Raw genomic sequence first — 24349 nt, forward strand, 5'->3', positions numbered from 1 at the left:
CGAAGCGCTCGGCCAGGCCCAGGTCGTCCAGCAGGGCGAGGGTCGACGGATGGACCGTGTCGCCGCGGAAGTCGCGCAGGAAGTCGGCGTGCTTCTCCAGCACCGTCACCCGGACGCCGGCGCGGGCGAGCAGCAGCCCGAGCACCATGCCCGCCGGTCCGCCGCCCACGACACAGCATGTGGTCCTGCCGTCCATCGCCGTACCGCCCTTCTCAGGAGCAGTTGTTCATCCCGTGTTGTTCATCGCATGTTATTCATCGCATGATGAATATATACCCCGCCCGGCCGCCGTCACAAGACCGCGTGTCGCCGCCGGCCGGCAGGGCACTCGTCCCGCGCCCGGTACGGGGCCGCAGGACACCGGTGGAATCTTGGAGGGCTCATGACAACGGACGCCGCACGCTACGACGACGGGGAGGACCTGCCGCTGGGCGGGTACGCCGCTCTCGCCTCCGCGTTCGCGGCGGGCATCGGCGGCTTCGCCCTGGTGGCCCGGCGCCGGGGCGTACGGCTGCCGCAGGACGTGCCGCCGTGGGACGTGCTGCTGATGGGCACGGCGGCGTACAAGGCGTCCCGGGTGGTGACCAAGGACAAGATCACCAGCTTCGTCCGGGCACCGTTCACCCGGCGCGCGGACGAGGGCAAGGCCGCCGAGGTCATGGACGAGCCGAAGGGCAGCGGGCTCCGCAAGGCCGTCGGCGACCTGGTCTCCTGCCCGTTCTGCACCGCGGCCTGGGCGGCCGGCGCCCTGGCGTGCTCGTACGCCGCGTCCCCCCGGCTGACGCGGCTGGTCGGCGCCGGCTTCGCCGCGCTCACCGTGGCGGACTGGCTCCAGTACGCCTGGACGGCGACCCAGCAGGCGGTCGAAGGCTGAGCGGGAGGGGGGACGGACCCGCGGCCGGGTGGAGGCGCGGGCGGGTGGAGGCGCGGGCGGGCGGTCATTCCTCCGCGACGCGGTCATTCCTCCGCCGACGCGGTGGACAGTTCCACGTCCAGCACGCCGTCGTCCCGGAACAGCTCCGACGCCAGCCCCGAGGGATCAGCGGTGCCCTCCAGGTGCAGCAGCACCCGGGCGGCGTCGTCGGTGCGGCCGGGCAGCCGTTCGACCTTGACCTGCACGATGCGGAACCCGCGCCGGGTGCAGGTCTGCAACAGGCGGGGCAGCAGCGCCGACCCGGTCCGGTAGGTCAGGCGCGCCTCGAACGAGGTGGCGGCCCGGCCGGGGACCAGCCGGGCCGCGAGCCGCGGGAAGCCCCGGACCACCAGGAAGTGCAGGGCCGTCACCGCCAGCGCCAGCACGGGCAGCCCGCCGCCGCAGGCCATGCCGACCGCGCAGGTCAGCCAGATGGTGGCGGCCGTGGTCAGACCCCGCACGGCGTCCCGTCGTACGAAGATCAGCCCGCCGCCGATGAAGCCGATCCCGGAGACGATCTGCGCCGCGACACGTGAGGGGTCGAAGGACACGCTCTGCAGGCCGAGCACCGCGGCGAAGCCGTGCTGGGAGACCTCCATCATCAGGGCGCTCGCGATGCCGACCAGGGTATGGGTGCGCAGCCCCGCGCTCTTCTGCTGGGCCTCGCGCTCCCAGCCGATCAGGCTCGACAGCAGCAGGGCCAGCCCCAGTTCGGCCAGCTGCCGCGGACCCTGCCCGTTCTGGAGGTCCCACAACGGTGCCGCCAGTCCCCCAGCCGCCATGCGCACCTCCCGCCTCCGCGTTCGATTCCCGCTGCCGACACGTACCCCGGGACGGGCGGCCGACGCAACCGGGAGCCCGTCCCGGGTCGCCGGTGACCCGGGACGGGCGCGGGGTACCCGGCGCGGGGGCGCCCCGCCCGCGGGACGGACGTACGGTGCGCGATCGTGCGGAAGGGACCGGTCTCATGCGGCACGACGAGATGATCGGGAAGGTGCAGGCGCTGGCCCAGTTGCCGGACCGGGGTACGGCCGAACGGGCCGCGCACGCGGTCCTCAGCACGCTGGCGGAACGGCTGCCGTCCGGGCTCGCCCGGCATGTGGCCGCCCAGTTGCCGCCGGACATGGCGGCGGCCGTGCGGGAGGCCGCCGACGCCTCAGCCGGGCGGGACTCCGGTGCGGCGGGCGAGCGGTTCGGACTGACCACCTTCACCGGACGGGTCGCGGTCCGGGCCGGCACCGACGAGGACCGGGCGCTGCGGGACGCCGCCGCGGTGCTGGAGGTGCTGGACGCCGCGCTCGCCCCGGAACTGACCGAGCGGATGGCGGGCGCCCTGCCCGCGGACATCCGGGAACTGCTGCCGGTGAAACGCGCGACGGAGGACATGGGGCGCTTCGGCTGACGACGGCCACCGGGCCAGCGGACCGCGCAGGAGACCCGGGCCCGCCAGCAGGCGTCGTGCGCCCGTCACAGCCGAGGACCTGCGTCACCCGGCCCGCCGCACTTCCGCCGGGCCGCCCCCTGGGACGGCGGACCGTGCGGCCGATTCACTTCGTGTGCGGGCGCCCGCCGGGGGCAGGCGTAGGCCGTGACGCCCCCCACCCGAAAAGGTGCTCCATGGCCTTCTTCGCCCTCTCCCGCATCCGGCCCCTGGCCCTGCTCTCGACGACCGACCTGGCAGCGGAGTACGACCGCCTGCTGGAGGAGAACCGGCAGCTCCAGCGCGCCGTGACCTCGCACGCGGTGATCGACCAGGCCATGGGTGCCGTGGTGGCACTGGGGCAGATCGCCCCGGAGGAGGCCTGGCGGGCGCTGCGGGACGTGTCCCAGCGCACGAACGTCAAGCTGCGGACGGTCGCCGAGCACGTCCTCGACTACGTCCAGGGCGGCGCCCTTCCGGAACCCGAGCGGAGGGAACTGGCGAAGGCGATCGTCCGCTACCGCCGGTGCGGCGGGCGGCCCGCGCCCCTCGGTGACGGCCTGCCCGCGCCCGCCGACGCCACCGGAAGCGGGGCCGGCGCGGCAGCCGGCCCCGGCGGAGCCAGCGGTGCCGGGAGCGCGGCCGGCCGGGGGGCCGCAGCACCCACCGGTCCTCGACCTGGTCCAGCCCGAACAGCATCAGGCCGAGCACGGGGAACAGCAGAACCGTCACGGTGATCACCGGGGGCTCTCCCTCCCTGCCGACGACCCTGGCCGGGTGCCCCGATCCCCGTACGGCCCATCCGCTCCGCTTGTGAAGGTCCGGTGACCACGTGGTGCCGGCACCCGTACACCCGCACGCGCGCCGGGCGCGCCGTCCCCGCGCGGTGTGCTTACGGTGCTGTGAGGTGACCGGGCGTCAGGCACTGAGGAGGCGGCGGCGGTGGTGGGCGATGCGCGCCGCTCCGGGGGCGGGCGGTCCGGCCGGACCCGGGGCGCGGTCCTGGGCAGCCGGCCGGCGTACTCGGTGCGCCGGCCGGTCCCGCCCCGCGCCGGGCCCGTGGCGGCGGAGCGGACGGTGCCCTGGCTGCGGGTGGCCGCGTCGTACGCCTGGCGGCTGATCCTCGTCGGGATCGCCGTCTACGGCGTGTTCAGCGTCCTCGGCAGCTTCCAGCTGATCGCCGTGGCGCTGTTCGCCGCGCTGGTGGTGACGTCCGTGCTGCGCCCGCCGACCGATCTGCTCGCCCGGTTCCTGCCCCGGCCGCTGTGCGTGGCGTTGACGCTGCTGGGCAGTGTGGTGCTGTTGCTGGGACTGCTCGCGCTGGTGGGCAGCGCGGTGGCTGACGAGTCGGGCCGGCTGACGGGTGAGTTCCGCGGCGGGGTGCACCGCATCGAGGAGTGGCTGCGCCGGCCGCCGTTGCGGCTGGGGCCCGGCGCGCTGTCCCGGTTGCAGGATCAGGTGACGCACTACGTGGCCACGCACCGGTCGGCGCTGATCGGCAGTGCGGTCGGCGAGCTGGGCCGGGTGGTGGAGCTGGTGACCGGCGCCGCGCTGGCGCTGTTCGCGTCGGTGTTCTTCCTGCACTCCGGGGAGCGCCTGTGGGCCTGGGCGCGGAACCGGCTGCTGCCGAGCGGCGCCCGTGCGATGTGGGACCGGGCGGGCGGGGCGGCCTGGCGGACGTTCGCGGGGTACACGCGGGGCATCATCATCGTGGCCGCCACCAACGCCGTCCTGGTGGGCGTGGTGCTGCTGGTGCTCGAGGTGCCGCTGGCGCTGCCGCTGACACTGCTGGAGTTCTTCGCCGCGTTCGTTCCGCTGGTGGGCTCTCCGGTGGCGCTCGGCGTGGCCACGGTGGTGGCGCTGGCCGGGCGGGGGCCGTGGACCGCGGTGGGGGTGCTGGTGCTGATCGTGGTGATCGGCCAGCTGGAGGGGCATGTGCTGCATCCGCTCGTGATGAGCTGGGCGGTGCGGCTGCATCCGCTGGTCGTGGCCGTGTCGGTGATCGCGGGCAGCATCGTCGCGGGGGTGATCGGCGCGGTGGTGGCGGTGCCGCTGGTGTCGGTGGTGTGGGCGGTGCTGAACGCCCTGCGGGCGGTGCCACCCTGAGGTGTGAACCGCCCGAACAAGGGATCAGTTGTTCCCTGGAACAGGTGATCGTCGCTCGTGCGACCACCGTGACCGGTGTGCCGGGACGACACTCATGGGGTGTGAACGGACGGGCTGCAGACCGGAGTTCACCATGTCCCACTCGGAAACACCGCAAGGAGCAGCACGACATGAACCTTCTCACCGACATCCTCGCCGGGCTCGCCCACTTCCTCGGGTGGCTGGTCTGACGCCGCGAGGCGTGTGAGGAAGGCGGCGCCGTCCCCCCCGTCCCAGGGAGGCGGCGCCGCGGTCGTGTGCTCGGTCCCACGGCGCCACCCTCGTGCGCCGGCGCATGGAAGGGCGCGGGAGGTGGCACCCGGGACCGTGTGCGTGGGATACGAGTGACGTGGCAGGCGCTGCGGCGCGATCTGTCGTCCGCCGCGGACGCGGCGCGGCGGGCCTGGGCGGGACCCGGCCGGGAACGGGACCTGGCCGTACAGGCGGTGAAGGCGGCGTTCGCCGCGTGGCTGGCCTGGGCGGTGGCGGGCTGGTGGCTGAAGGCGCCGGTGGCGTTCGTCGCGCCGTGGGTCGCGGTGGTGCTGGTGGAGTCGACCGTCTACCGGTCCATCGCGCACGGGCTGCAACAGCTCGCGGCGATCGCGGCCGGCACGATCGCGGCCACGGCGGTCGGGCTGCTGCTGCCCAGCACGGTGGCCGCGATGGCGGTGGTGCTGCCGCTGGCGATGCTGCTGGGCCGGTGGCAGCGGCTGGGCAGCCAGGGGGTGTACGCGGCCACCGGTGCCCTGTTCGTCCTGACCAACGGATCGGTGAGTGTCGCCACCTCGGGCGCCCGGCTCGCCGAGGCCCTGTTCGGCGCGGTGGTCGGCATCGCGGTCAACGCGCTCGTGCGGCCGCCGCTGTATCTGCGGGACACCGAGGCGTCCCTGCGGGACGCGGTGGAGGAGGCGCACGGCATCCTGCGGGACGTGGCGGACGGCCTGGCCGCGGGCCGCTGGGACGCCGGGGAGGCCGGCGCCTGGCACGACCGGGCGCTGCGGCTGCCCCGGCTGGTGGAGCAGGTCCGCTCGGCGGTGGAGTGGAGCCGGGAGAGCCTGCGCGCCAACCCGCGCCGCCGCGCCGGTGCCGCACCGTCGGCCGACGGGTGCGAGGACGCGCTGGTGGTGCTGGACTACGCGGCCGTGCACACCGTCGAGGTGACCCGTACGGTGCTGGAGGCCGCCGCCGAGGACCACGCGGCCACCCGGCCGGACCCGGCACTGGCCCGGCGGTACGCGCAGTTCCTGTGCCGGACCGCCCGCGCCCTGCGGCTCTACGGTCACAGCCGGTTCGGCGACGACCGCGAGGACGAGCTGCGCGAGGCCGTCTCGGACCTGCGCGGCGCCCTCACCGTGCTGCGCCGGGACCTGGCCCGTGCCACGACGGACGACCCCGACCAGGTCGCCACCTACGGCGCGCTGCTGGCCCAGGCCCACCGACTGGCCGACCAGCTGCTCGCCTCGGGCACCTAGCCGGAGGCCGTCAGGCTCCGGGGCCGGGGTGCCGTATCCCGAACTCGGCGGGGCCGACGGCGAGGACGCCGTCGGTCAGCGGCCGGCACCGCACTCCCCCGCCGCCGCGCAGGAAGCGCTGGGCGCCGGGTCCGAGGGTGACGTCCATCCAGGCGCAGGGCCGGGCGGCGCGGCGCACCTCCAGTTCCACCGCCCCGTATCCGCAGTCGAGGACGACCGTCGCGCCCACGCAGGCGTCGATGTCGACCCCGCTCAGCAGGACGTTGCGCCGGGTCAGGAGGAGGTCGGCCGGATATGGCGGGGACAGTCGCTCGGCCGCCATCAGGGTGACCGACGCGTCCCGGTGGGCGGCCTGGTCGAAGTACCGGTCGCCGACGATGCCGAGGCCGGCGCGCACCTCGGCGCGGGTCACCCGTTCCCCGGGCGGCAGCTCGGGCGGGCCGTCGCCCGGCCGGCCGGCGAGCCGGTGCACCGGGGAGACCAGCAGTTGGAGTATCCGGACGCGCGGCACCCGCCGAGCCTAGCCGGGGAGGCCGGAGGCCGGCCGCGGGGCGTCCGGCTCCCACTCGACCATGACGATCGTGGCGTCGTCGCGCAGCCGGCTGTCCTGGGAGTCCAGCAGTGAGTGGATCAGGCGCCGGAGGGTCTCGGGGGCGATCTCGCCGGTGGCGCTGGCCCGGATGACGTAGTCCGCGAACCGTTCCAGGCCGAGCAGCCGGCCGTCGGCCGTGCGCGCCTCGGTGACGCCGTCGGTGTAGAGCAGCACGCGGTCCCCGGGCTGGAGCTGGGCCGTGTGCACCTGCCGGTCCCGCGCGGACAGCAGGGACCGCAGGCCCATCGGCGGGTCGGCCTCGCGGGACAGCGCGTCGACGACGAGCCGCTGTCCGCGGATCAGCAGCGGCGCGGGGTGGCCGCAGTTGAACCAGTCCAGCCGGCCGGTGCGGAAGTCGAGCCGGGCGAGGATCCCGGTGCAGAACTGGTCCGGCAGCCACCGGGTGAGGGCCTCGTCCACGCTGTCCACCAGGACCCGCAGGTCGGCGTCGTTGCGCCGGGCGTTGCGGCAGGCGGCCAGGGCGACCGCGCTGGTCAGCCCGGAGAGCAGGTTGTGCCCCATGGCGTCCAGGACGACGGCGTGCAGGGTGTTGTTGGTCAGGGCGTGGTCGAAGGCGTCGCCGCCGAGGTCGTAGGCGGGTTCGAGGACGGCCGTGGAGACGACGTGGGGGTTGCCGATGGTGCGCGGCGGCAGGAACGCGCGCAGCATCTCGGCGGGCAGGTGCATCTCCCGGGTGCGGGTCCGCCGTACGAAGGTCTCCTTGTACGCGCGTTTGGAGGTGGTCATCATGGCGAGCAGGGCGGCCAGTGCCCGGCCCTGATGCAGGGACTCCGCGGTGAGCGTCCGGGTGTGGACGGCGAGGACGCCGAGGCGTTCGGCGCCGTCGAGCAGCGGGAACCACGCCGTGATGCCGTCCCGCTCGGACTCCTCCACGCGCAGCGACTGGGTGCGGTAGCACCAGCCGGCGAGGGACTCGTCGATGGGCAGGGCCGTGGTGACGTCGGTGAGGGGTACGAGGTGCCGCTGCTGGAGGTCGGCGAGGTAGATCACGGCGTGCCTCAGGCCGAGCGCCTTCGCGCAGCGGGCGACGGCGCTCGCCATGTCCAGGGTGCAGCTGGCGGGGTCGGCGAGGAAGTCCTCCAGCGGGGCCCCGCCCGGTTCTGCGGTCACCTCTGCATCACCACCCAGGCAGCGCTCGTCCTCCCAGCAGTCTCCCCTCGGGGCAGGCGCCCCGCAGTGCCGGTACGCCCGCCCGGGTCAGGCCGCTGCGCCTCCGGGTACCCCGCCGGGGAAGCCCGCGCACACCCGCCGGGGCACGGCCGCCCGGGGGCCCGGCCCGCTCCCCCGCCGCCGGGCTACGGCAACCGTTCCAGGAAGGCGGACAGTTCGGCGTTGAAGGCGTCCGGGTTCTCCATGTTCGGGTAGTGGGCGGCACCCGGCACGGTGACGCTGCGGCCGTCCCTGACGAGGCGCGCGAGCCGGGTGGCCATGGCACGGTGGTCCGGGGAGTCCAGGGCGCCGTTGACGGTGAGCAGCGGGACCTCGATGTCCGGCACGCGCTCCCAGGTCCGGGTGACGGGGACGCGGTGATCGGGTTCGCCGGGCGTGTGCTTGCGCAGCGTGGCCAGCCCCGTCTCCCGGATCAGGCGGACCACTTCGGGGTCGACCTCGGACAGCTCCCGGTCCGGGCCCGCGGCCCACCGCGCGAACGCGTCCGCCCAGCCCTCCAGGTCGCCCGCGGCCAGGCTCCGCTGCTGGTCGGCGATGACCTGGAGCACCCAGGGGTGCTCGAAGACGGGTTCGCTGGTGCCGGCCCCGCAGACGACGAGCGCGCGGACCAGCCCGGGGTGCTCGAGCGCGCAGTCGGTCGCGATGCCGCCGCCCATCGACAGCCCGACGAGTACGGCCGGGGCGGCGTCGAGCCCGCGGAGCAGCGCGGCGAGGTCGTCGGCCTGCCGGAACGGGCGGGTGGCGTTGTCGGAGGCGCCGTGGCCGCGGGCGTCCCAGGCGATGACCCGGTGGCTCGGTGCGAAGGCCCGGATCTGCGCCTCCCACATGCGGTGGTCGGTGAAGCCGCCGTGCAGCAGGACGAGGGGCGTGCCGGAGCCGGTCTCGCGGTAGGCGAGGCGGCCGTCGGAGGTCGGCAGAGCGCGGACGGGAAGGGATGCCAGATCGACAGTCATGACAACCAAGGTGTCATTCCGCGAGCGAGTTGGCAACCAAGGTGTCATTCTTTACCCATGAACGACGACCGCACCACGCCCGCCCGTTCCACCCCGGACGAACTGGCCGAACGCCTCACCGAGGTCTTCGACCTGGTCGGCCCGCTCTACCGGCGGGTGCACCGCAAGGTGGAGCAGGCGGCACCGGTCGAGGGCCTCTCCGTCGGCGTCCGCGCCGTCCTCGATCTGCTGCGCGCCCGGGGCCCGCTGACGGTGCCGCAGATGGGCCGGGCGCAGGCGCTCAGCCGCCAGTTCGTACAGCGGATGGTGAACGACGCGGCACGGCAGGAGCTGGTGGAGAGCGTGCCCAACCCCGCACACCGCCGGTCCTCTCTGATCCGGCTCACCGAGCGCGGCCGGGCGGCGATCGGCGCCGTACGGGCCCGCGAGCACGAGCTGCTGCGCCGGGTCGACGGCGACCTGACCATGGCCGACGTCGACGCCTGTCTCCGGGTCCTCGGCGCGATGCACGCTCTCTTCGACGACGTGGACGTGGACTGAGCCCGGGCCCGCGGGCTCAGCCGGCGGCGAACTCCCGCAGCTTGTCCTGGGAGCCGTTGAAGCGGTCGTGGTCGCCGACCGCGGGGCCCGAAGAGGTGTACTGCCACATGGTGTACGACGACCAGCCGGCCGGCAGCGTCCCCGCGGTGGAGGCGTAGCGCGCGATCCACAGCGGGGTGACCGGTCCGAAGCCGGCGTAGTTCCCGGTGCACTCGGTCCACCAGCTGGTGGCCGTGTAGACGACCGCCGCCCGGCCGGTGCGGGACTTGTAGCGGTCGAGGAAGTCGCGGATCCAGCCGACCATGGCGCTCGCCGACTTGCCGTAGCAGGAGTCGCCGTAGGGGTTCCACTCGATGTCGAGGACGCCCGGGAGGGTCTTGCCGTCGGCCGACCAGCCGCCGCCGTGCGCCAGGAAGTAGTCGGCCTGCGCGGCTCCGCCGGTCGTGTCCGGGGTGGCGAAGTGGTAGGCGCCGCGGACCATGCCGACGTCGAAGGAGCCGTCGTACTGCTGGGTGAAGTAGGGGTTGGTGTAGTACGTGCCCTCGGTGGCCTTGGTGTACGCCCACCGGACACCGCTGTCCCACAGCGCCCGCCAGTCGACGTCGCCCTGGTGGCTGGAGACGTCCACGCCCTCGGTCTGGGTGGCGCGGGAGTCCGGGGGCGGGGCGCCCGAGGCACCGTCGTGCGCGAGGACACCGATGCCCATGTAGGCGTTGCCGCGGGTGAGCGGGCCTCCGGTCGGGTCGGGCGTGACCGGCGCGGCCGGGGGGCTGGACAAGGACAGGAGGAGGACGGTCAGGGCGCCGGTGAGGCGGAGACGGTACCGGCCGGGGAGAAAACATACAGGGGTTCGCACGAGTCCATCTGACCCGGGACGGGCATCCGCCGCACTCCGGACTGCGCCGGGCGAAGCCGTCCGCGGCCGCGGGTTGACCCGTGCGGGTGGCTGTCGTCGGCGGCATCGACGCCGGGCACACCGGTGACCGCTCGACCGAGTCCACAAGCGGCCGGTGCCGCCCCGCCACCCGTCGGAGGGCGGCGCCGTGCGGACACAGGCGGGCGGCGCGGCGCGAGGCGGCTTCGCAACGGTTCAGACGCTGCGAGCGGCCCTCGCCCACCTGTGTGTCACACGCTCGATCGCGGCCTCGTCGCGTCTCAAGTAAAGAGTTTGCCCAGCAGCCAAGCACAGAGGGCGGACAGCAAGCCCACGCAGAAAAGACGGAAGGCAAGCGCCTGCAGTCGCTCCACCGTGCGTTTGTCAGCCTCTCGCTGATCCAGTCCGACTTCAGCCGCGCGCTTCAGCTCGTGCTCGTCCATGACTCCCCCCTTGATCAAGCAGCCCGCTCAGCATGCCAGAACGGCACAGGGCGGGGAACCCGCACGTGAAGCACCACCTCGGCCACTGCCCTGGGGAACCCGTCGGCACCACGCCGCCGCGCGACAGGATCCTCGACCCCACCGAGCCGGGTTTCCCCGGGGAACGCGCCGCGCCGTGAAGCCGCGGAACGGACGCAGACGGGTCCGGGGATCGGCCCGCCGCCTGACCGACCGGCCCGGCCGTCCTGGCATCCCGGCGGCCGGGGCCGCGGTCCGTCACCGGTGGTACGCGGGACTCAGGCCTGGCGCAGTGTCATCAGCACCGCCCACAGCCGGCTGTCGTCCGGGCCCGGCCAGCCGGTGGTGACATGGCCGAGCGTGCCCTGGGGCGCCGGCGGACGCTCCCCGGTGACGGGTTCGAGGACGCGGTGGACGTGGAGGACCGTGCCGCCCGGCAGGGGCAGGTGCGTGCCGTCGGCGTCGTCGGACGGCTCGGGCGTGAACCCGTCCGGCTTCAGGGGGGCGCCGGTGAAGGAGCGGGTCACCTCGCGGTCGGGGGTGTCGGTGATGCTCTGGGCCATCGCCGGGGCCCGGCCCTCGATCAGCGCCAGCACCTCGGCGGTCAGCACCGGGTCGTGGCAGCCGTCGTAGACCCAGCGCGTGCCCAGCACCCCGTGCTCCATGGTGCCGACGAGGGCGTGCCCGGCACCCTCCAGCGGCGCCCCGCGATAGGTGAGCGGTGCCAGGTACGCCGTCCGTCCGGGGCTCGCGGTGTCGGTGGCGACGATGAACTCGATGCCGACCTCGCCCTCGGGGTCGTCCAGCCGGAACCCGCCGGACTTCTCCAGCACCGGGGCGGGGCCGCCGCGGTACCAGGGGCGGCCGGGCAGCCAGCCGGCGAGCAGTTCGGTCTTGGTCGGCTTGATGGTGGTGTGGTGGATGACGGCCATGCCGGTCGCTTCCTCCCGGGTGCGGTTGCTGGTCCGCTCAGCCTTGCACACCGCTGCCGCCGGTCAGTGCCGGGGTCAACGCCGCCCAGGGGTTGGGGGGTTCGCCGGTGACCGGCCCGCACACCGCGGCGCCCCGCTCGTGCGCGGTGCGGACCGCGAGCGGTACGAGGACCTCGGGGACGCCGTAGACGAGGTGGCACAGCCGCTCGGGCGGGTGCCGGGCGGTCCAGGGCGGCCGGGTGAACGACGACACGTACGTGCTCCAGTGCCCCTCGAAGGTGACGGTGAGGTCGGCCAGGCGGACATAGCCGGGCGCCGGATGCACGCCCGGGTTGAGCACGACGGTACCGGCGCCGGAGCGCCTGAGGTCCCGCACCAGCCGGCGGCAGGCGGGCAGCCCGTCCGGGCCGGCGGTCACCCGGTCCAGGAAGCAGCCGTCGGTCGCGTACCACTCCCGGTGCCGGCGTACCTCCTCGGTGATCCGGGCCCGCTCCCGCACGCCGTAGTCGGTGTCGACGTAGCCGAGCAGGCGGGCCCCGGCCGTGCGCAGCGCCCGGGCCACCGCCGTGTACGCGGGGTCGGGGGCGGTGCCGGGCCCGCTCGCCGGGTTGAGGACGACGGCACAGGTGCGGCCGGCCGCCGCGATCAGCCGGTGCCAGGCGCCGGGGTCGTCGGCCGGGTGCACGTACAGCGGTACCAGCAGGCTCACGGCACCCGCTCCAGGGTGGCCGCCCACAGCGCGGCGAGGGCGTCGTCCAGGCTGTGCGCCGGCCGCCAGCCGAGGGCCCGGGCGGCGGCGGAGACGTCCGAGCACTGCCAGGACACTTGTGCCGAGCGCGCCGAGCCGCCCGCGTTCTCCTCCAGGCGGCCCCGGAAGCCGGCGTGCCGGGCCAGGCCGTGCGCCAGCTCCCGTACCGGTACGGCCGTGCCGCCGCCGATGTTGAGCACCCTGGGCAGCGGGGCGGGGGCCGTGACGGCGCGCTCGACCGCCCGGGCCACGTCGCGTACGTCGACGAAGTCCCGGTGGGCGGAGAGGTCCCCGAGGCGCAGCACCGCCTCGGGGTCCCGTCCGGCCGGTCGGAGCAGGGCGGCCAGCCGGCCGGGCAGGCTCGCCGCGGGCGCTCCCGGGCCGACCGGGTTGCCGACCCGCAGCACCACCGCGTCCAGGGCGGCGGAGGTCACCGCGAGGGTGCCCGCCAGCTTGGTCGCGCCGTACGGGGTGACCGGGCAGGCGGGTGCCGACTCGACGGCCCGCACGCCCGGGGTGCCCGGTCCGTACTCGGCGGCCGACCCCAGGTGCACCAGGCGGGCCGTGGGGGCCGCCGCGCACAGGGCCGCGCAGAGCGCGGCGGGGCCCCGGGCGTTGACCTCGGCCAGGGTCACGGGGTCGCCGCCGGTGGCGCCCGCGCAGTTGACCACGGCGTCGGGGGCCGCCGCCGCCAGGGTCTCGGCGAGGCGTTCCGGCCGGTCGCGGGCGAGGTCGGCGGCGAGGCCGGCGTCGGCCGAGCGGCCGGCGGCGAGGACGTGCGCGCCCGGCAGGGCGCGCAGTCGCCCGGCCACATGGCGGCCCAGGTATCCGGTGGCGCCGAGGACGAGGATGCGCATGCGGTACTCAGGCTCCCTTGAGCAGCAGGGACTTGCGGCTGGTGAACTCGGCGTTGGCCCGGTCGTAGTCGTCGGGGCGGCCGATGTCCAGCCAGTATCCGTCGAACTCGTAGGCGTGCGGCGGGTTTCCCGCCTGCAGCAGGTCGAGGACGAGTTCGTCGAAGCCGAGCGGCAGGCCGGGCGTGTAGTCGTCCAGGGTGGCGCGGCTGAGGCCGTAGACGCCCATGGAGACCCGGTAGTCCATGCTGGGTTTCTCGGTGAAGGCGACGACCTTGCTGGCGTCGGTGGTGAGCACGCCGAAGTCGATGTTCACCTTGCGGGCGTAGGTGGCGATGGTGAGCGGCGCGCCGGAGTCCCGGTGGCGGCGCAGCACGTCGGCGTAGTCGAGGTCGGTGAGGACGTCGCCGTTCATCACGAGGAAGGTCTCGGGCAGCCGGTCCCTGAGGCCCAGCAGCGGGCCCATGGTGCCGAGCGGGCTCTCCTCGGTGGCGTAGTCGACGGTCATGCCCCACTGGGAGCCGTCGCCGACGTAGGCGCGGATGATCTCGCCGAGGTGGCCGATCGCCAGGGTGCAGCGGGTGAAGCCCGCGGCCGACAGCTGGCGCAGCACGATCTCCAGGATGGCGTGCTGGTCGCCGATCGGGACGAGCGGCTTGGGCAGCGCGGTGGTGTAGGGCCGCAGCCGGACGCCCTTGCCTCCGGCCAGGATCACTGCGTGCATGGGGCTCCTCCTTGGTGGGGCGATGCGTACCGGACGGTCAGATGTTGTAGATGCCGGTCTTGTAGCGGGCCAGGTTGGCCGGATCGCGGAAGAACTCCACGGTGTGGGCGAGACCTTGCTCCAGGGTGTGCGCGGGCCGCCAGCCGGTGGCCCGGGTGAGCCGGGTGGCGTCGCAGACCAGGCGCATCACCTCGGAGCCCGCGGGCCGGATGCGGGCGGGGTCCGCGCGGACGTCGAGGGCGGTGTCCATCACCTTGCCGATCAGCGCGACCAGGTCGCCGACGGAGATCTCGCCGCCGGTGCCGGCGTTGAAGGTGTGGCCGACGACGTCGGCGGCGGGCGCGGTGCCGACGGCGAGGAACGCCTGGGCGGTGTCCTTGACGAACGTGAAGTCCCGGGTGGGCCGCAGGTCGCCGAGGGTGATGGTGCGCTCTCCCGCCGCGACCTGGCCGATGACGGTGGGGATGACCGCGCGCATGGACTGCCGGGGCCCGAAGGTGTTGAACGGCCGCAGGGTGACGACGGGGGTGTCGAAGCTGGCGTGGTAGCTGTCGGCGAGCCGGTCCCCGCCGGCCTTCGAGGCGGCGTACGGGGACTGGGTGTTGATGGGGTGGTCCTCGGTGATGGGCACGGTCCGCGCGGTGCCGTAGGTCTCGCTGGTGGAGGTGTGCACCAGCCGGGGCGTGCCGAGGGAGCGGACCGCCTCCAGCACGTTGAGGGTGCCGGTGACGTTGGTGTCCACGTAACTGTGCGGCGCCTGGTAGGAGTACGGGATCGCGATGAGGGCGGCCAGGTGGTAGGCGGTGTCGGCGCCGTCGAGCAGGGCGCGGACCGAGCCGGGGTCGCGGACGTCGCCGAGGACGATCTCCACCTGGTCCAGCACGTCCGGGGCGAGGGTCTCCAGCCAGCCGTAGGAGGAGAAGGAGTTGTACTGGGCCATGGCTCTGACCCGGTGGCCGGAGGCGACCAGGGCCTCGGTGAGGTGGGAGCCGATGAAGCCCTCGGCTCCGGTGACGGCGGCGAGCGGTTGGGAGGTCAACAGGGGTGTCCTTCCGGTGGGTCGGCGGTGCGGGGACGGGATCAGACGTGCCGGGCGGGGCGGCCGAGCAGCAGCAGCGCGTACGTCACCAGGGCCAGGACGGCGGCGGCGCAGCACAGGGGCAGGACGGCGGGGTGAGGCGGCGGCCGGAGCATCGGGACGAGGCCGGCCACCGCGGCGGCGGCCAGGCAGATGACGGCCGGCGGCCAGGCGGTGCCGAACGCCTGGAGGAGCAGCGCGGTCCACAGGGTGGCCGCGAGGAGAAGCAGGGGGGCCGGGGCGGCGCCGGTCAGCCGGGCGGCGGGCAGCAGCGGCAGCAGGTAGGCGACCAGGCAGCCGGCGAGGACGGCGGCGGAGCGCAGCAGGAAGCCGGCCGGGGTGGCGGTGGCGCGCAGCGCGGCCACGGACAGGCCCCGGTAGCGGTACAGCAGCCATTCGGCGGGGCCCATGCTGACCGTCAGCACGATCACCGCGTACGGCTCCTGCCGCCCCTCCAGCAGCACCAGCACCCCGGCGGCCAGCCCGAACAGCCCGTACGGCAGGGACCACAGCGGCCGGGGCCGGGTGCCGCCGGCGGTGGCGGCGGCCGGGGTGGCGAGGGCGCCGCGCAGGACGTGGCCGGTGGCGGCGAGGGTGGCGACGAGGGCCAGCAGCGGCAGTCCGGCGCGCACCACGGTGCCGGGTTCCCACCAGGGCAGCACGGCGGCGCCCGCGATCAGCGGGGTCAGCGCGGCGAGCAGCAGCCGCTCGCGGGCCAGCACGAGCAGCACGCCGGCCGCGGCGAGGTACAGCGACTGGGCCGCCGCCGCGAGCAGCACCGGGCCGGGGCCGGCGAGCGGGGCCGCGGCGGCGGTGGCGAGGGCGGCGCCGAGCGGGGCGCCGGTCAGCAGGGTGCGGGCGGCCTCCCGTCGGCCGGTGGCCAGCCGCAGGTGGGCGCGGTGGCCGAGGGCCTGGCCCCAGGCCCAGGAGACCAGGCCGGCGACGATCGGTGCGGCGCTGTGCCGGCCGGGGTGCCACAGCGGCGCGGTGAGCAGGTAGGCGAGGCCGGGCAGGGCGAACAGGACCCCGCGCAGCAGGCAGCGGACGGTGTCGGGGCGCCAGGGGTCGGCGGGGGGCGCGGGTTCCGGGTAGGTGCGGGGCACCTGTTCGTACAGGGCGGTGGCGAGGGAGAAGAGGTTGGGGTGGCCGTAGCGCTGCTTGATCTGCTCGGCGGTCAGGCCCTCGGCCTCCAGCAGGGCGGCGACCTCGTAGGGGTGGACGGCGGGGCCGATGCGGTCGGCGAGGGTGGCGGCCAGCCGGCTGACCGCCTCCGGGTCGGGGCCGTGCCCGGGCAGCCGCAGGGCGAGGGTGTGGTCGTCGCCCCGGGCGGGCGGGTGGGCGAGCCGCAGGGCGAGGGTGTCCTGTTCGGCGCCGCCCGGTTCGAGCGCCATGGGCCCGCTCATCCGGCCAGGCTCCCCGCGGCGGCCCGGAGGTGCTGTCCGCGTGCGGCGGGCTGGGCGAACGGCCGGGCGTGGTGGGGAAGTTCGAGGTAGATGGAGCGGAAGGTGTCGATGGTCTGGCGCAGCGTGAACTGTTCGATCACCCGTAGCCGGGCGGCCTCGCCCATCGCCCGGCGCCGTCCGGCGTCGCCGAGCAGTTCGAGTGCCGCCGCCGCCATGCGCTCGGGGTCGCGCGGCGGGACGACGAGGCCGGTGTCGCCGACGGCCTCGCGGACGCCGCCGACGTCGGTGGAGACGGTGGCCCGGCCGCAGGACATGGCCTCGATCAGGGTGAACGGGAAGCCCTCGCTGATGCTGGAGAGCATCACCACGTTCCCGGCCGCGTAGGCGTCCTTGATGTCGTCGACCCGGCCCTCGAAGGTGACGGCGTCGGCGTGGCCCAGGTCGGCGGCGAGCGCCTCGCAGCGTTCCCGGTACGCCTCCCCGCCGCGTGGGGTGCCGCCGAAGAGGCGCAGCCGGGCCTCGGGTATCTCCTTGCGGACCAGGGCGAAGGCGCGGATGAGGGTCTCCAGGTCCTTGATGGGGTCGACCCGGCCGGCCCAGCTGAGGGTGGGCGTGGCGGGTTCGGGGCCGGCGGGCGGGAAGGCGGCGGGGTCCACGCCGTTGTAGACGGTGCGGATGGACCGCGGGTCGGCGCCGCCCTGTTCCTCCCACAGCCGGTTGTAGCGGTTGCCGGGGGTGATCAGGGCGGCCCGCCGGTAGGTCTCCTCGGCCAGCAGCCGGAAGAAGCCGAGGACGACGGCCTTCACCGGCCAGCGGTAGGGGGCCGTGCGATAGCCGAGGTAACGTTCCCGCAGGTAGACGCCGTGCTCGGTGAGCAGCAGCGGGACCTGGTGCCGTGCCAGGCCGGCCAGTCCCGGCAGGACGGCCACCCCGCCGCTGACGGCGTGGGCCACGCCCCGGCGGGGCGGGGGCGCGGCGAGCGGGCGCAGGGCGTGTTCCAGCAGGGTGGTGGCGGTGACCGCGTCGTGCAGGGTGGGCCGGGCCTCGCGGACGGCGAGGCCGGGGCGGTTCCACACCCCGGCGAGCAGGGAGACGGCCCGGTCGCCGCGCAGGAAGGCGCTGAGCGTGCCCTCGGCGGCGGCCTCGGCGAGGGCGTACAGCGCGGCCGGGAACCGGTCCTCGGCCCGCGGGTCGAGCAGCGCGGTCAGGAAGCGTTCGTAGGCGTCGGCGAGCCGGGTCAGGGCGCGGCCCCGGGGCGGCCGGCCCTGGGGCGGGGCTCCCCACATGGGGACGGACCGCACGCTGTGGACGTGTCCGGGCAGTTCCCATACGACGGGTTCGCTGCCGGTGCCGGTGACGGCGATGACGTCGAAGTCGAGGTCGGGCATGCCCTGGACGAGCTGGTCGCACCAGACGCTGACGCCGCCGTGGCTGTGCGGGTAGGTGCCTTCGGTGAGCAGGGTGACGTGCGCCGCGCCGGTGGGGTGCGCGCCGTGCTGAACGTGCATGGATGGGGCTCCGCGGCCGAGGTGTGGGGTGGTGTCGGTCGGGTCCCGGCCGCCGGTGGGCGGGCGGGACCGGGGCCCGTCCGCCCTGTGCGGGAGCGGACGGGCCCTGGGGCGGAGCGCGTTCAGCTGTCCGAGGTGTACGGGACCCGCTCGGTGACGCCCGCCGGGACCTTGGTGCGCGGGGCGGGCGCGGTGGTGGCGGCGGTGCCGTCCGGGTGCGCGGCGGGCGCGGCGGCGGCGGACGGCAGGGTGAAGGTCAGCGGGGTGCCGGCGGAGGCGGTCCAGCCGGAGACCGCGCCCGCGTACGCGCTGCCGTAGGCGGCGTTGCCGAGGGTGGTGCCGGTGGGCAGGGTGGCGGGGACGGCGGTGCCGCCCGGTCCCTGCACGGTGACGGTGGTGCCGACGCGGTAGGCGGTGACCCGGCCGGCCTGTACGGCGCTCTTCCAGGCGGCCCGGCGCTGGAGTTCGGCGCCGATGGCCTTCATCCGCAGGTTGACGACCGGGGTGTTGTCGGCGAACAGGGCGTCGTAGCCGTCGAGTACGCCGTTCAGGACCGGGTAGGCGATGCGGTCCTCGGCGAGGTTGGACTGGTGGATGAAGTGCGGCTTGGGGTCGTTGGACAGCACGTGGCCGAGGGCGATCCGGGTCTCCAGCGGCACGATGTAGCCGGTGTAGCCGGTGGCGGGGTCCAGCGGGGCCGGCAGGCAGGTGGTGGTGGCCGGGTTGTCCTCGCAGATGCCGCTGCCGCCCTGGGCGCGGCTGGTGTAGAGCCAGTTGTACTCGTCGACCTGTTCGGCCGCCCGGCCCGCGTTGTAGAAGACGTTCATCGGGTAGCGGGAGACGGTGGTGGCCGGGCCGACCCTGCGCTGTTCGGGGTCGCGGGAGTTGTCGGAGGCGAGCCACTTGACGCCCTCGGCGGTGAGCGTGAGGCCCAGGTTGGGGTTGTCCTGCGGCTGCTGCGGCAGGATCTTCAGGCCGGAGTGCTCGCCGGTGACCAACTCCTCGGTGTCCAGGGGGAGTCCCGCGACCTGGCCCCAGACGCGGTTGGTGGCGATCTCGTAGTCGATCGTGGCGAGGCTGACCCACTTGGTGCTGCCGTCGAAGTTGGTGGCGCAGGTCCAGGGCACGACGGTGACGTTCTGCTCGCAGCCGAGGAAGGCGTGCGTGTAGGTGTGGTTGATCCAGCGGAACTCGTTCCGGTCGGCGATCAGCTTGTCGGCGAGCTGGTCGACACCGTCGTTGTCCTCGCGCTGGTCGACGCTGCCGGCGCCGTTATAGGCCAGGTCGAGGGTGAAGCGGTGGCTGTTCTGCCAGGCGATGGCCTGGTCGACGTCCGCCGGGGTCATCCGGATCGGGTTGGGGGTGCCGCCGCCGTTCGCGCAGTCGACGTCGCCGGGCGTGCAGTTCAACTGGGTGTCCCAGCGGTCGTCGGCGGCGAACACGTCGTCCACGTGGACGGCGAAGTAGTTGCGTGAGGCGCCGAGGTGCACCCCTCCGGTCATCCACTCCACGATTCCGCGGGCCAGCAGCCGGAACTGCTGCTGGTACCGGTTGTAGACGAAGGTGACGACCAGTTCGCGCCGGCCGTCGTGGCGGTACTCGCCGACCAGCGAGCCCTGTTTCGTGGTGCCCGGGACGGGTGCCTGCACGTACGGGGTGAAGTCGGCGCCGGCGGCGGGGGCCGACAGGTAGGCGTAACTCTCGCCGACGGTCGGCGAGTTGTCCTCGAAGGGGACGGCGCCGTCGAGATAGCCGAAGGGTCCGGCCTGGCCGGCGGGGGTGACCTGGGCGCGGACGCCGTCGACGCTGCCCGAGTAGCCGCCGAACGTGGGGACCTGGAGACCGACCTGCGGCCGTGCGTACGTGTAGGCGTCGACCTGCGGGATCGCGTACGTCTGTTCGTAGGCGGCGAGCGCGCTCATCTCGGCGCTGCCGGCCGCGAACGGGTTGTCGTTGGGCAGGACGACGGCCTGGTACTTGGCGCGCGGGCGGCCGTCGACGGTGTCGGCGAGGAAGGCCGCGTCGATGGTGGGCCGGTCGGCTCGGGTGAGGTCGACCGTGGTGTACGGCGTGCCCGAGGTGTCGAGTTCGGCGGTGATGGCGGCGGTGGCCGGGCCGCCATCGCTCACCACCAGGACTCTGAGGTCGATGCGGGGCGTGGTGGTGTCGGCCCGGGCCGGGCCGGCCGGCAGGGCGAGCGCGGCGATGAGCGCGCCCGCCGTCAGGGCGGTGGTGCGTATGGTCCGCTTCATTGCGGTGAAGTCCCCTCCCCGGACAGGGGTGAGCACGGCTCCCATGGAGCGGACGCACCCCCTCGCGCGACGCCGGCGTCCCCCTCAGAACCCGGTCGCCTCGCTTCCGTCGCGTCACATGGTGATGTCTCTGTGGAGCTTTTGTGGTCGAGTTACGAAACATGACGGAAAAACGTGCGCGTCGGCTGTCCGCCGAGGCAACCAGGCGGGCCTCTTTCCCGTCCGCGGCGCCTAGTGGTACAGACCGCGGGACGGGCCCGGCGGGCTGGTCCGGCCACTGGACGACGCACCGGCGGACCGTGCGGTCCGCCGGGCGATGTGTCCTGGTGCGCCCCGTGACGGGCGCGCCGCAGGGGCTTTTTCCGGTCACCGGCGCGCGGTCGCCGCCCCGCCCGTCAGGCGCAGAGCACCCGCGTTTCAGGGGTGTAGACCGGCCCGCCGTTGGTGTTGCTGCTGTCGCTGAACTCGGCGTAGTAGTACGAGTAGAAGCCGATGTTGCCGTTGCAGCCGGAGTCGGCGGCGACCTGGAGGGTCAGCGTGACGGTGCGGCTCTGGCCGGGCGGGATGGTGGCGCCGTAGTTCGCGCCGAGGTTGCTCGGGCCGGTGCCGGAGCACGGGGTGGAGCCGGAGGCGGTGGCCAGGCTGCAGCCGGTGAAGCTGTACTTCAGGTCCGGGCGCTGGGTGGTCAGCCAGGTCGGGTCGATGGTCTGGTACACGAACCAGACGTCGTAGGTCTTGTTGTTGGTGAGCGTCATCGAGAGCTTCACCGTGCCGCCGGGGGTGGTGGTGGCGGAGTCGGTGGCGAAGGTCAGGGTGGTCGGCGCGGGGTCGGCGCTCGCGCTCGGGACGAGGCCGAAGACGGCGAGGAGGAAGGCGAGGACGGCGGTGAGACCGAGGCGTCTCGGCAGAGGTGATCGCATGGCCCGGGAGGCTAGGCACGGGCCTGGGGTGGCGTCTGTACCCGTGCACGGATCCGGAGCCGGATCGGCCGAAAGTGATCCTCGTGTGAAGAAGCTGCGATGGCGGTGTGATGTCACGTCCGCTCGCGCATCCCCGCACGCCGGACGCGGTGCACACGCGGGGAGGGCGCCAGTCGGCGGCCCGGTGGGGCACGGGACTCCGTTGGCGCGGACCCGCCGTCCCCTCCGGCGACGGAACGGGGGCCACCGCTTGTGAGGTGGGCCTTTTCCGGCCACAGAACGGATTCCGGCCGCCGCACGTCACACCGGCCTGGGCATGTCCCCGGAACGCGGGGGTATCCGGCCTGCGAATTCGTTCGTTCGGGGGATCATCAGGAGGCGAAGCGCATGCTCATGGCACACCCCGCGGTACTGAAGGACCTCATCGCCCAGTACGAGGCCCTGTCCCTGCTCGGGGCCGAGGAGAGCACCCCCGAGGCCCGGCAGCGGCTCGCGGACATCTCCTACACGCTGTGCGTGGCCACCGGCACCCGGGATGTCGACATGGCCCTGATCGCCGCCCGCCACCGCCTGTCCGGGGCCCGCCCGGAGGACGACTCCCTGCTCCAGGCGTCCGCCTGAGCCACGCCTCCCCCCAACTCGCCGCCTCCCGCTTCTGGCCGCCGGCGGGTGCCGGACGGTATACAGATCCGGTCGAACGGCGAGGGCGAGCACAGGCGGAGGGCCTATGGGGCGCGAGAAACGGCGGGCGAGGCGGCGGGCCGCCGCACTGGCGGCGGCGCTGGGCGGATGCGTCCTGGCCGGGGCGGCGACGGCACCACCGGCCGGGGCGCACACGGGGCACCCGGGCGGGCACGGCCGCCCGGCCGCGTATGTGGCGCTCGGCGACTCCTACGCCTCGGGCCCCGGTATCCCGGCACAGGTGGACGCCGGCTGCGCCCGCTCGGACCACAACTACCCCTCGCTGGTGGCCGCCGAGCGGAGGACGGACTCGTTCACGGACGTGAGCTGCGGCGGGGCCACGACGGCCGAGATGGGGCGGGCCCAGGGCGCCAACCCGCCCCAGCTCGACGCGCTGGACCGGCACACCGACCTGGTGACCGTGCAGATCGGCGGCAACGACGTCGGCTTCAGCGCCGTCATCGGCACCTGCGCCCGGCTCGCCGCCCAGGACCCGCAGGGCAACCCCTGCGAGCGCGCGTACCGGACCTCGGGGCACGACGAGCTGGCGCTCGCCGTGCTGCGCACCGCACCGAAGGTGGACCGGGTGCTGCGTGCGGTGCGCGTCCGGGCCCCGCACGCCCGGGTGCTCGTCGTCGGCTATCCCGCCCTGCTGCCCGACGACGGCAGCGGCTGCTTCCCCCAGGTCCCGTTCGCGCGGGGGGACTTCCCTTACCTGCGGGACACCGAGAAGCGGCTGAACGGCATGCTGCGGCTGGTGGCCGCGGTGAACCGGGCCGAGTACGTGGACACCTACAGCCCCACCAGGGGCCACGACATGTGCCAGGCGCCCGCCGACCGGTGGATCGAGCCGCTCCAGCCGGCCGCTCCCGCCGCGCCCGCACATCCCAACGCCCGCGGCGAGGCCGCCATGGCACGGGCCGTGCTGGACCGGCTGGAGCGGGGACGCGGCTGAACCGGGGCGGCCCCCGCCGGGAGCCGCCCCGCGCGCCCGGTCAGCCGCCGAGCGCGCCCAGCACCACCGCCTGGGCCTCCTCCTGCACCCGCGCGAGGTGGTCCTGGCCGAGGAAGGACTCGGCGTACACCTTGTACACGTCCTCGGTGCCCGAGGGCCGGGCGGCGAACCAGGCGTTGTCGGTGGTGACCTTGATGCCGCCGATCGCGGCGCCGTTGCCGGGGGCCTCGGTGAGCACGGCCGTGACCGGCTCCCCGGCCAGGGTGTCCGCGGTGACCTGGGCCGGCGACAACTTCCCCAGCAGCGCCTTCTGTTCGCGGGTGGCGGGCGCGTCGATGCGGGCGTAGGCGGGGGCGCCGAAACGTTCGGTCAGGGCGGCGTAGTGCTCCGAGGGCGTCCTGTCGGTGACGGCCGTGATCTCGGCGGCGAGCAGGGCCAGGATGATGCCGTCCTTGTCGGTGGTCCACACCGAGCCGTCCCGGCGCAGGAAGGACGCGCCGGCCGACTCCTCCCCGCCGAACCCGAGGTCCCCGCCGACGAGTCCGTCCACGAACCACTTGAAGCCGACCGGTACCTCGACCAGCCGGCGGCCGAGGTCGGCGGCGACCCGGTCGATCATGGTGGAGGAGACCAGGGTCTTGCCGATGCCCGCGGCGGCCGGCCACTGCTCGCGGTGCCGGTAGAGGTAGGAGATGGCGACCGCCAGGTAGTGGTTGGGGTTCATCAGGCCCGCGTCCGGGGTGACGATGCCGTGCCGGTCGGCGTCGGCGTCGTTGCCGGTGGCGATGCGGAAGCGGTCGCGCTGCTCGATGAGGGAGGCCATCGCGTACGGCGAGGAGCAGTCCATGCGGATCTGCCCGTCCCAGTCCAGGGTCATGAACCGCCAGGTGGGGTCGGTGTGCGGGTTGACCACCGTCAGGTCGATGCCGTGCTGCTCGGCGATCCGGCCCCAGTAGGCGACGGAGGCGCCGCCGAGCGGGTCGGCGCCGATGCGCACCCCGGCCGCGCGGACGGCGTCCAGGTCCAGCACGCTCGGCAGATCGCCGACGTAGGTGCCGAGGAAGTCGTACCGCCCGGTGGTGTCCGCGGCGAGCGCGCGGGCGTACGGAAGCCGGCGCACGTCCTTCAGGCCGCCCGCGATGATCTGGTTGGCGCGGTCCTGGATCCAGGCGGTGGCGTCGGAGGCGGCGGGACCGCCGCTCGGCGGGTTGTACTTGAAGCCGCCGTCGGCGGGCGGGTTGTGCGACGGGGTGACCACCACGCCGTCGGCGAGGCCCGAGGCGCGGCCCCGGTTGTGGGTCAGGATCGCGTGCGAGACGGCGGGGGTGGGCGTGTAGCCGTCCGCGTCGTCGATGAGCACGGTCACCTCGTTGGCGGCGAAGACCTCCAGCGCGGTGGCCTTCGCCGGCTCGGACAGGGCGTGGGTGTCGGCGCCCAGGAACAGCGGGCCGTCCGTGCCCCGGGCGGCACGGTATTCGCAGATGGCCTGGCTGGTCGCGGCGATGTGGTCCTCGTTGAAGGCGCTCGCCAGGGACGAGCCCCGGTGGCCCGAGGTGCCGAACGCCACCCGCTGCGCGGGGTCGGCCGGGTCGGGGTGCAGCGTGTAGTACGCCGTGACCAGCCGGGCCACGTCGACGAGGTCCTCGGGACGGGCCGGCCGGCCGGCTCGTTCGTGCGGCATGAGTACCCTTTCTCCGCATCGGTGTTCGGTCGTTCGCTCACCGCACATCTTT

At 74.4% G+C, this 24349-nt stretch carries 25 protein-coding genes; 8 read left to right on the forward strand and 17 right to left on the reverse strand.

Annotation, left to right across the window (positions count from 1 at the left end):
* Positions 1-196 (reverse strand): FAD-dependent monooxygenase (locus tag AB0E62_RS30465; RefSeq protein WP_362200903.1); only part of this gene is annotated, 196 nt, incomplete at its 3' end.
* Positions 197-382: 186 nt separating this feature from the next.
* Here AB0E62_RS30465 and AB0E62_RS30470 point away from each other — a divergent pair.
* Entirely contained in the window at positions 383-874 is a 492-nt protein-coding gene (locus AB0E62_RS30470; RefSeq protein ID WP_362200906.1) for a DUF1360 domain-containing protein, read from the forward strand.
* Between the two features lie 83 nt (positions 875-957).
* Here AB0E62_RS30470 and AB0E62_RS30475 read toward each other — a convergent pair whose 3' ends face one another.
* Complete coding sequence (locus AB0E62_RS30475; protein WP_362200909.1) at positions 958-1695, reverse strand: MgtC/SapB family protein; 738 nt, start codon at positions 1693-1695, stop codon at positions 958-960.
* A gap of 185 nt (positions 1696-1880) precedes the next feature.
* On the opposite strand from AB0E62_RS30475, the gene AB0E62_RS30480 reads away from it, so the two are divergent.
* The 4 genes from AB0E62_RS30480 to AB0E62_RS30495 all read left to right on the forward strand — a co-directional run bounded on the left by AB0E62_RS30480 (position 1881) and on the right by AB0E62_RS30495 (position 5950).
* Entirely contained in the window at positions 1881-2315 is a 435-nt protein-coding gene (locus AB0E62_RS30480; RefSeq protein WP_362200912.1) for a DUF2267 domain-containing protein, read from the forward strand.
* A 215-nt stretch (positions 2316-2530) separates the two neighbouring features.
* A complete protein-coding gene (locus AB0E62_RS30485; protein WP_362200915.1) occupies positions 2531-3070 on the forward strand; it encodes an ANTAR domain-containing protein in 540 nt (179 codons plus the stop codon).
* A 205-nt stretch (positions 3071-3275) separates the two neighbouring features.
* The gene (locus AB0E62_RS30490) at positions 3276-4439 is read left to right on the forward strand and encodes an AI-2E family transporter (protein WP_362200918.1); all 1164 of its coding nucleotides are present in this window, start codon (positions 3276-3278) and stop codon (positions 4437-4439) included.
* A 410-nt stretch (positions 4440-4849) separates the two neighbouring features.
* A complete protein-coding gene (locus AB0E62_RS30495; RefSeq protein WP_362201156.1) occupies positions 4850-5950 on the forward strand; it encodes an aromatic acid exporter family protein in 1101 nt (366 codons plus the stop codon).
* Between the two features lie 10 nt (positions 5951-5960).
* Here the strand turns inward: AB0E62_RS30495 and AB0E62_RS30500 are convergent, their stop codons facing one another.
* From AB0E62_RS30500 to AB0E62_RS30510, 3 genes are all read right to left on the reverse strand, one after another.
* Positions 5961-6461: a molybdenum cofactor biosysynthesis protein gene (locus AB0E62_RS30500; RefSeq protein ID WP_362200921.1), complete on the reverse strand. Its 501-nt coding sequence runs from the start codon at positions 6459-6461 to the stop codon at positions 5961-5963.
* A 9-nt stretch (positions 6462-6470) separates the two neighbouring features.
* Positions 6471-7673 (reverse strand): SpoIIE family protein phosphatase, encoded by a 1203-nt coding sequence (locus AB0E62_RS30505; RefSeq protein ID WP_362200924.1) that lies wholly within the window; start codon positions 7671-7673, stop codon positions 6471-6473.
* A 185-nt stretch (positions 7674-7858) separates the two neighbouring features.
* Entirely contained in the window at positions 7859-8686 is an 828-nt protein-coding gene (locus AB0E62_RS30510; protein WP_362200926.1) for an alpha/beta hydrolase, read from the reverse strand.
* A 57-nt stretch (positions 8687-8743) separates the two neighbouring features.
* Between AB0E62_RS30510 and AB0E62_RS30515 the strand changes: the two genes are divergently transcribed.
* On the forward strand, positions 8744-9226 hold the full coding sequence (locus tag AB0E62_RS30515) for a MarR family transcriptional regulator (RefSeq protein WP_362200929.1): 483 nt from the start codon (positions 8744-8746) through the stop codon (positions 9224-9226).
* A 16-nt stretch (positions 9227-9242) separates the two neighbouring features.
* On the opposite strand, the gene AB0E62_RS30520 is transcribed toward AB0E62_RS30515, so the two are convergent.
* The 11 genes from AB0E62_RS30520 to AB0E62_RS30570 all read right to left on the reverse strand — a co-directional run bounded on the left by AB0E62_RS30520 (position 9243) and on the right by AB0E62_RS30570 (position 20980).
* Positions 9243-10004 (reverse strand): lysozyme, encoded by a 762-nt coding sequence (locus tag AB0E62_RS30520; protein WP_362200932.1) that lies wholly within the window; start codon positions 10002-10004, stop codon positions 9243-9245.
* A 377-nt stretch (positions 10005-10381) separates the two neighbouring features.
* Positions 10382-10543 (reverse strand): hypothetical protein, encoded by a 162-nt coding sequence (locus AB0E62_RS30525; protein ID WP_362200935.1) that lies wholly within the window; start codon positions 10541-10543, stop codon positions 10382-10384.
* 296 nt (positions 10544-10839) lie between these two features.
* The gene (locus AB0E62_RS30530) at positions 10840-11493 is read right to left on the reverse strand and encodes a 1,4-alpha-glucan branching protein (protein WP_362200938.1); all 654 of its coding nucleotides are present in this window, start codon (positions 11491-11493) and stop codon (positions 10840-10842) included.
* A 37-nt stretch (positions 11494-11530) separates the two neighbouring features.
* Positions 11531-12202 (reverse strand): spherulation-specific family 4 protein, encoded by a 672-nt coding sequence (locus AB0E62_RS30535; protein ID WP_362200941.1) that lies wholly within the window; start codon positions 12200-12202, stop codon positions 11531-11533.
* Positions 12199-13098 (reverse strand): NAD-dependent epimerase/dehydratase, encoded by a 900-nt coding sequence (locus tag AB0E62_RS30540; RefSeq protein ID WP_362200944.1) that lies wholly within the window; start codon positions 13096-13098, stop codon positions 12199-12201. The genes AB0E62_RS30535 and AB0E62_RS30540 overlap by 4 nt, the downstream gene beginning before the upstream one ends.
* Positions 13099-13105: 7 nt before the next feature.
* Positions 13106-13819, reverse strand: a complete 714-nt coding sequence (locus AB0E62_RS30545; protein WP_362200947.1) for a sugar phosphate nucleotidyltransferase — start codon at positions 13817-13819, stop codon at positions 13106-13108.
* A gap of 37 nt (positions 13820-13856) precedes the next feature.
* Positions 13857-14858 carry a GDP-mannose 4,6-dehydratase gene (locus tag AB0E62_RS30550; RefSeq protein ID WP_362200950.1) on the reverse strand — a complete coding sequence of 334 codons (1002 nt, stop codon included), beginning with the start codon at positions 14856-14858 and terminating at the stop codon, positions 13857-13859.
* 41 nt (positions 14859-14899) lie between these two features.
* Positions 14900-16300 (reverse strand): hypothetical protein, encoded by a 1401-nt coding sequence (locus AB0E62_RS30555; RefSeq protein WP_362200953.1) that lies wholly within the window; start codon positions 16298-16300, stop codon positions 14900-14902.
* A complete protein-coding gene (gene pelF / locus AB0E62_RS30560; RefSeq protein ID WP_362200955.1) occupies positions 16297-17808 on the reverse strand; it encodes a GT4 family glycosyltransferase PelF in 1512 nt (503 codons plus the stop codon). The genes AB0E62_RS30555 and pelF overlap by 4 nt, the downstream gene beginning before the upstream one ends.
* Positions 17809-17930: 122 nt before the next feature.
* Complete coding sequence (locus AB0E62_RS30565) at positions 17931-20060, reverse strand: hypothetical protein (protein WP_362200958.1); 2130 nt, start codon at positions 20058-20060, stop codon at positions 17931-17933.
* Positions 20061-20455: 395 nt separating this feature from the next.
* The gene (locus tag AB0E62_RS30570) at positions 20456-20980 is read right to left on the reverse strand and encodes a hypothetical protein (RefSeq protein WP_362200961.1); all 525 of its coding nucleotides are present in this window, start codon (positions 20978-20980) and stop codon (positions 20456-20458) included.
* 387 nt (positions 20981-21367) lie between these two features.
* Here AB0E62_RS30570 and AB0E62_RS30575 point away from each other — a divergent pair, with 387 nt between their 5' ends.
* Entirely contained in the window at positions 21368-21601 is a 234-nt protein-coding gene (locus AB0E62_RS30575; protein ID WP_362200964.1) for a DUF5133 domain-containing protein, read from the forward strand.
* 106 nt (positions 21602-21707) lie between these two features.
* On the forward strand, positions 21708-22616 hold the full coding sequence (locus tag AB0E62_RS30580; protein WP_362200967.1) for an SGNH/GDSL hydrolase family protein: 909 nt from the start codon (positions 21708-21710) through the stop codon (positions 22614-22616).
* Between the two features lie 40 nt (positions 22617-22656).
* Here AB0E62_RS30580 and pgm read toward each other — a convergent pair whose 3' ends face one another.
* Positions 22657-24297: a phosphoglucomutase (alpha-D-glucose-1,6-bisphosphate-dependent) gene (gene pgm / locus AB0E62_RS30585; protein ID WP_362200970.1), complete on the reverse strand. Its 1641-nt coding sequence runs from the start codon at positions 24295-24297 to the stop codon at positions 22657-22659.
* Between the last annotated feature and the right edge of the window lie 52 nt (positions 24298-24349).

Origin of the sequence: Streptomyces sp. NPDC038707 (genome assembly GCF_040636485.1) — a bacterium.
Taxonomy (GTDB): domain Bacteria; phylum Actinomycetota; class Actinomycetes; order Streptomycetales; family Streptomycetaceae; genus Streptomyces.

Bases quoted from the DNA above. Each gene is read 5' to 3' on its own strand.
- AB0E62_RS30555 (WP_362200953.1), bottom strand. From the start codon at position 16,300: ATGAGCGGGCCCATGGCGCTCGAACCGGGCGGCGCCGAACAGGACACC.
- AB0E62_RS30475 (WP_362200909.1), bottom strand. From the start codon at position 1,695: ATGGCGGCTGGGGGACTGGCGGCACCGTTGTGGGACCTCCAGAACGGG.
- pelF (WP_362200955.1), bottom strand. From the start codon at position 17,808: ATGCACGTTCAGCACGGCGCGCACCCCACCGGCGCGGCGCACGTCACC.
- AB0E62_RS30510 (WP_362200926.1), bottom strand. From the start codon at position 8,686: ATGACTGTCGATCTGGCATCCCTTCCCGTCCGCGCTCTGCCGACCTCC.
- AB0E62_RS30545 (WP_362200947.1), bottom strand. From the start codon at position 13,819: ATGCACGCAGTGATCCTGGCCGGAGGCAAGGGCGTCCGGCTGCGGCCC.
- AB0E62_RS30485 (WP_362200915.1), top strand. From the start codon at position 2,531: ATGGCCTTCTTCGCCCTCTCCCGCATCCGGCCCCTGGCCCTGCTCTCG.
- pgm (WP_362200970.1), bottom strand. From the start codon at position 24,297: ATGCCGCACGAACGAGCCGGCCGGCCGGCCCGTCCCGAGGACCTCGTC.
- AB0E62_RS30565 (WP_362200958.1), bottom strand. From the start codon at position 20,060: ATGAAGCGGACCATACGCACCACCGCCCTGACGGCGGGCGCGCTCATC.
- AB0E62_RS30515 (WP_362200929.1), top strand. From the start codon at position 8,744: ATGAACGACGACCGCACCACGCCCGCCCGTTCCACCCCGGACGAACTG.
- AB0E62_RS30525 (WP_362200935.1), bottom strand. From the start codon at position 10,543: ATGGACGAGCACGAGCTGAAGCGCGCGGCTGAAGTCGGACTGGATCAG.
- AB0E62_RS30570 (WP_362200961.1), bottom strand. From the start codon at position 20,980: ATGCGATCACCTCTGCCGAGACGCCTCGGTCTCACCGCCGTCCTCGCC.
- AB0E62_RS30540 (WP_362200944.1), bottom strand. From the start codon at position 13,098: ATGCGCATCCTCGTCCTCGGCGCCACCGGATACCTGGGCCGCCATGTG.
- AB0E62_RS30580 (WP_362200967.1), top strand. From the start codon at position 21,708: ATGGGGCGCGAGAAACGGCGGGCGAGGCGGCGGGCCGCCGCACTGGCG.
- AB0E62_RS30480 (WP_362200912.1), top strand. From the start codon at position 1,881: ATGCGGCACGACGAGATGATCGGGAAGGTGCAGGCGCTGGCCCAGTTG.
- AB0E62_RS30575 (WP_362200964.1), top strand. From the start codon at position 21,368: ATGCTCATGGCACACCCCGCGGTACTGAAGGACCTCATCGCCCAGTAC.
- AB0E62_RS30530 (WP_362200938.1), bottom strand. From the start codon at position 11,493: ATGGCCGTCATCCACCACACCACCATCAAGCCGACCAAGACCGAACTG.
- AB0E62_RS30470 (WP_362200906.1), top strand. From the start codon at position 383: ATGACAACGGACGCCGCACGCTACGACGACGGGGAGGACCTGCCGCTG.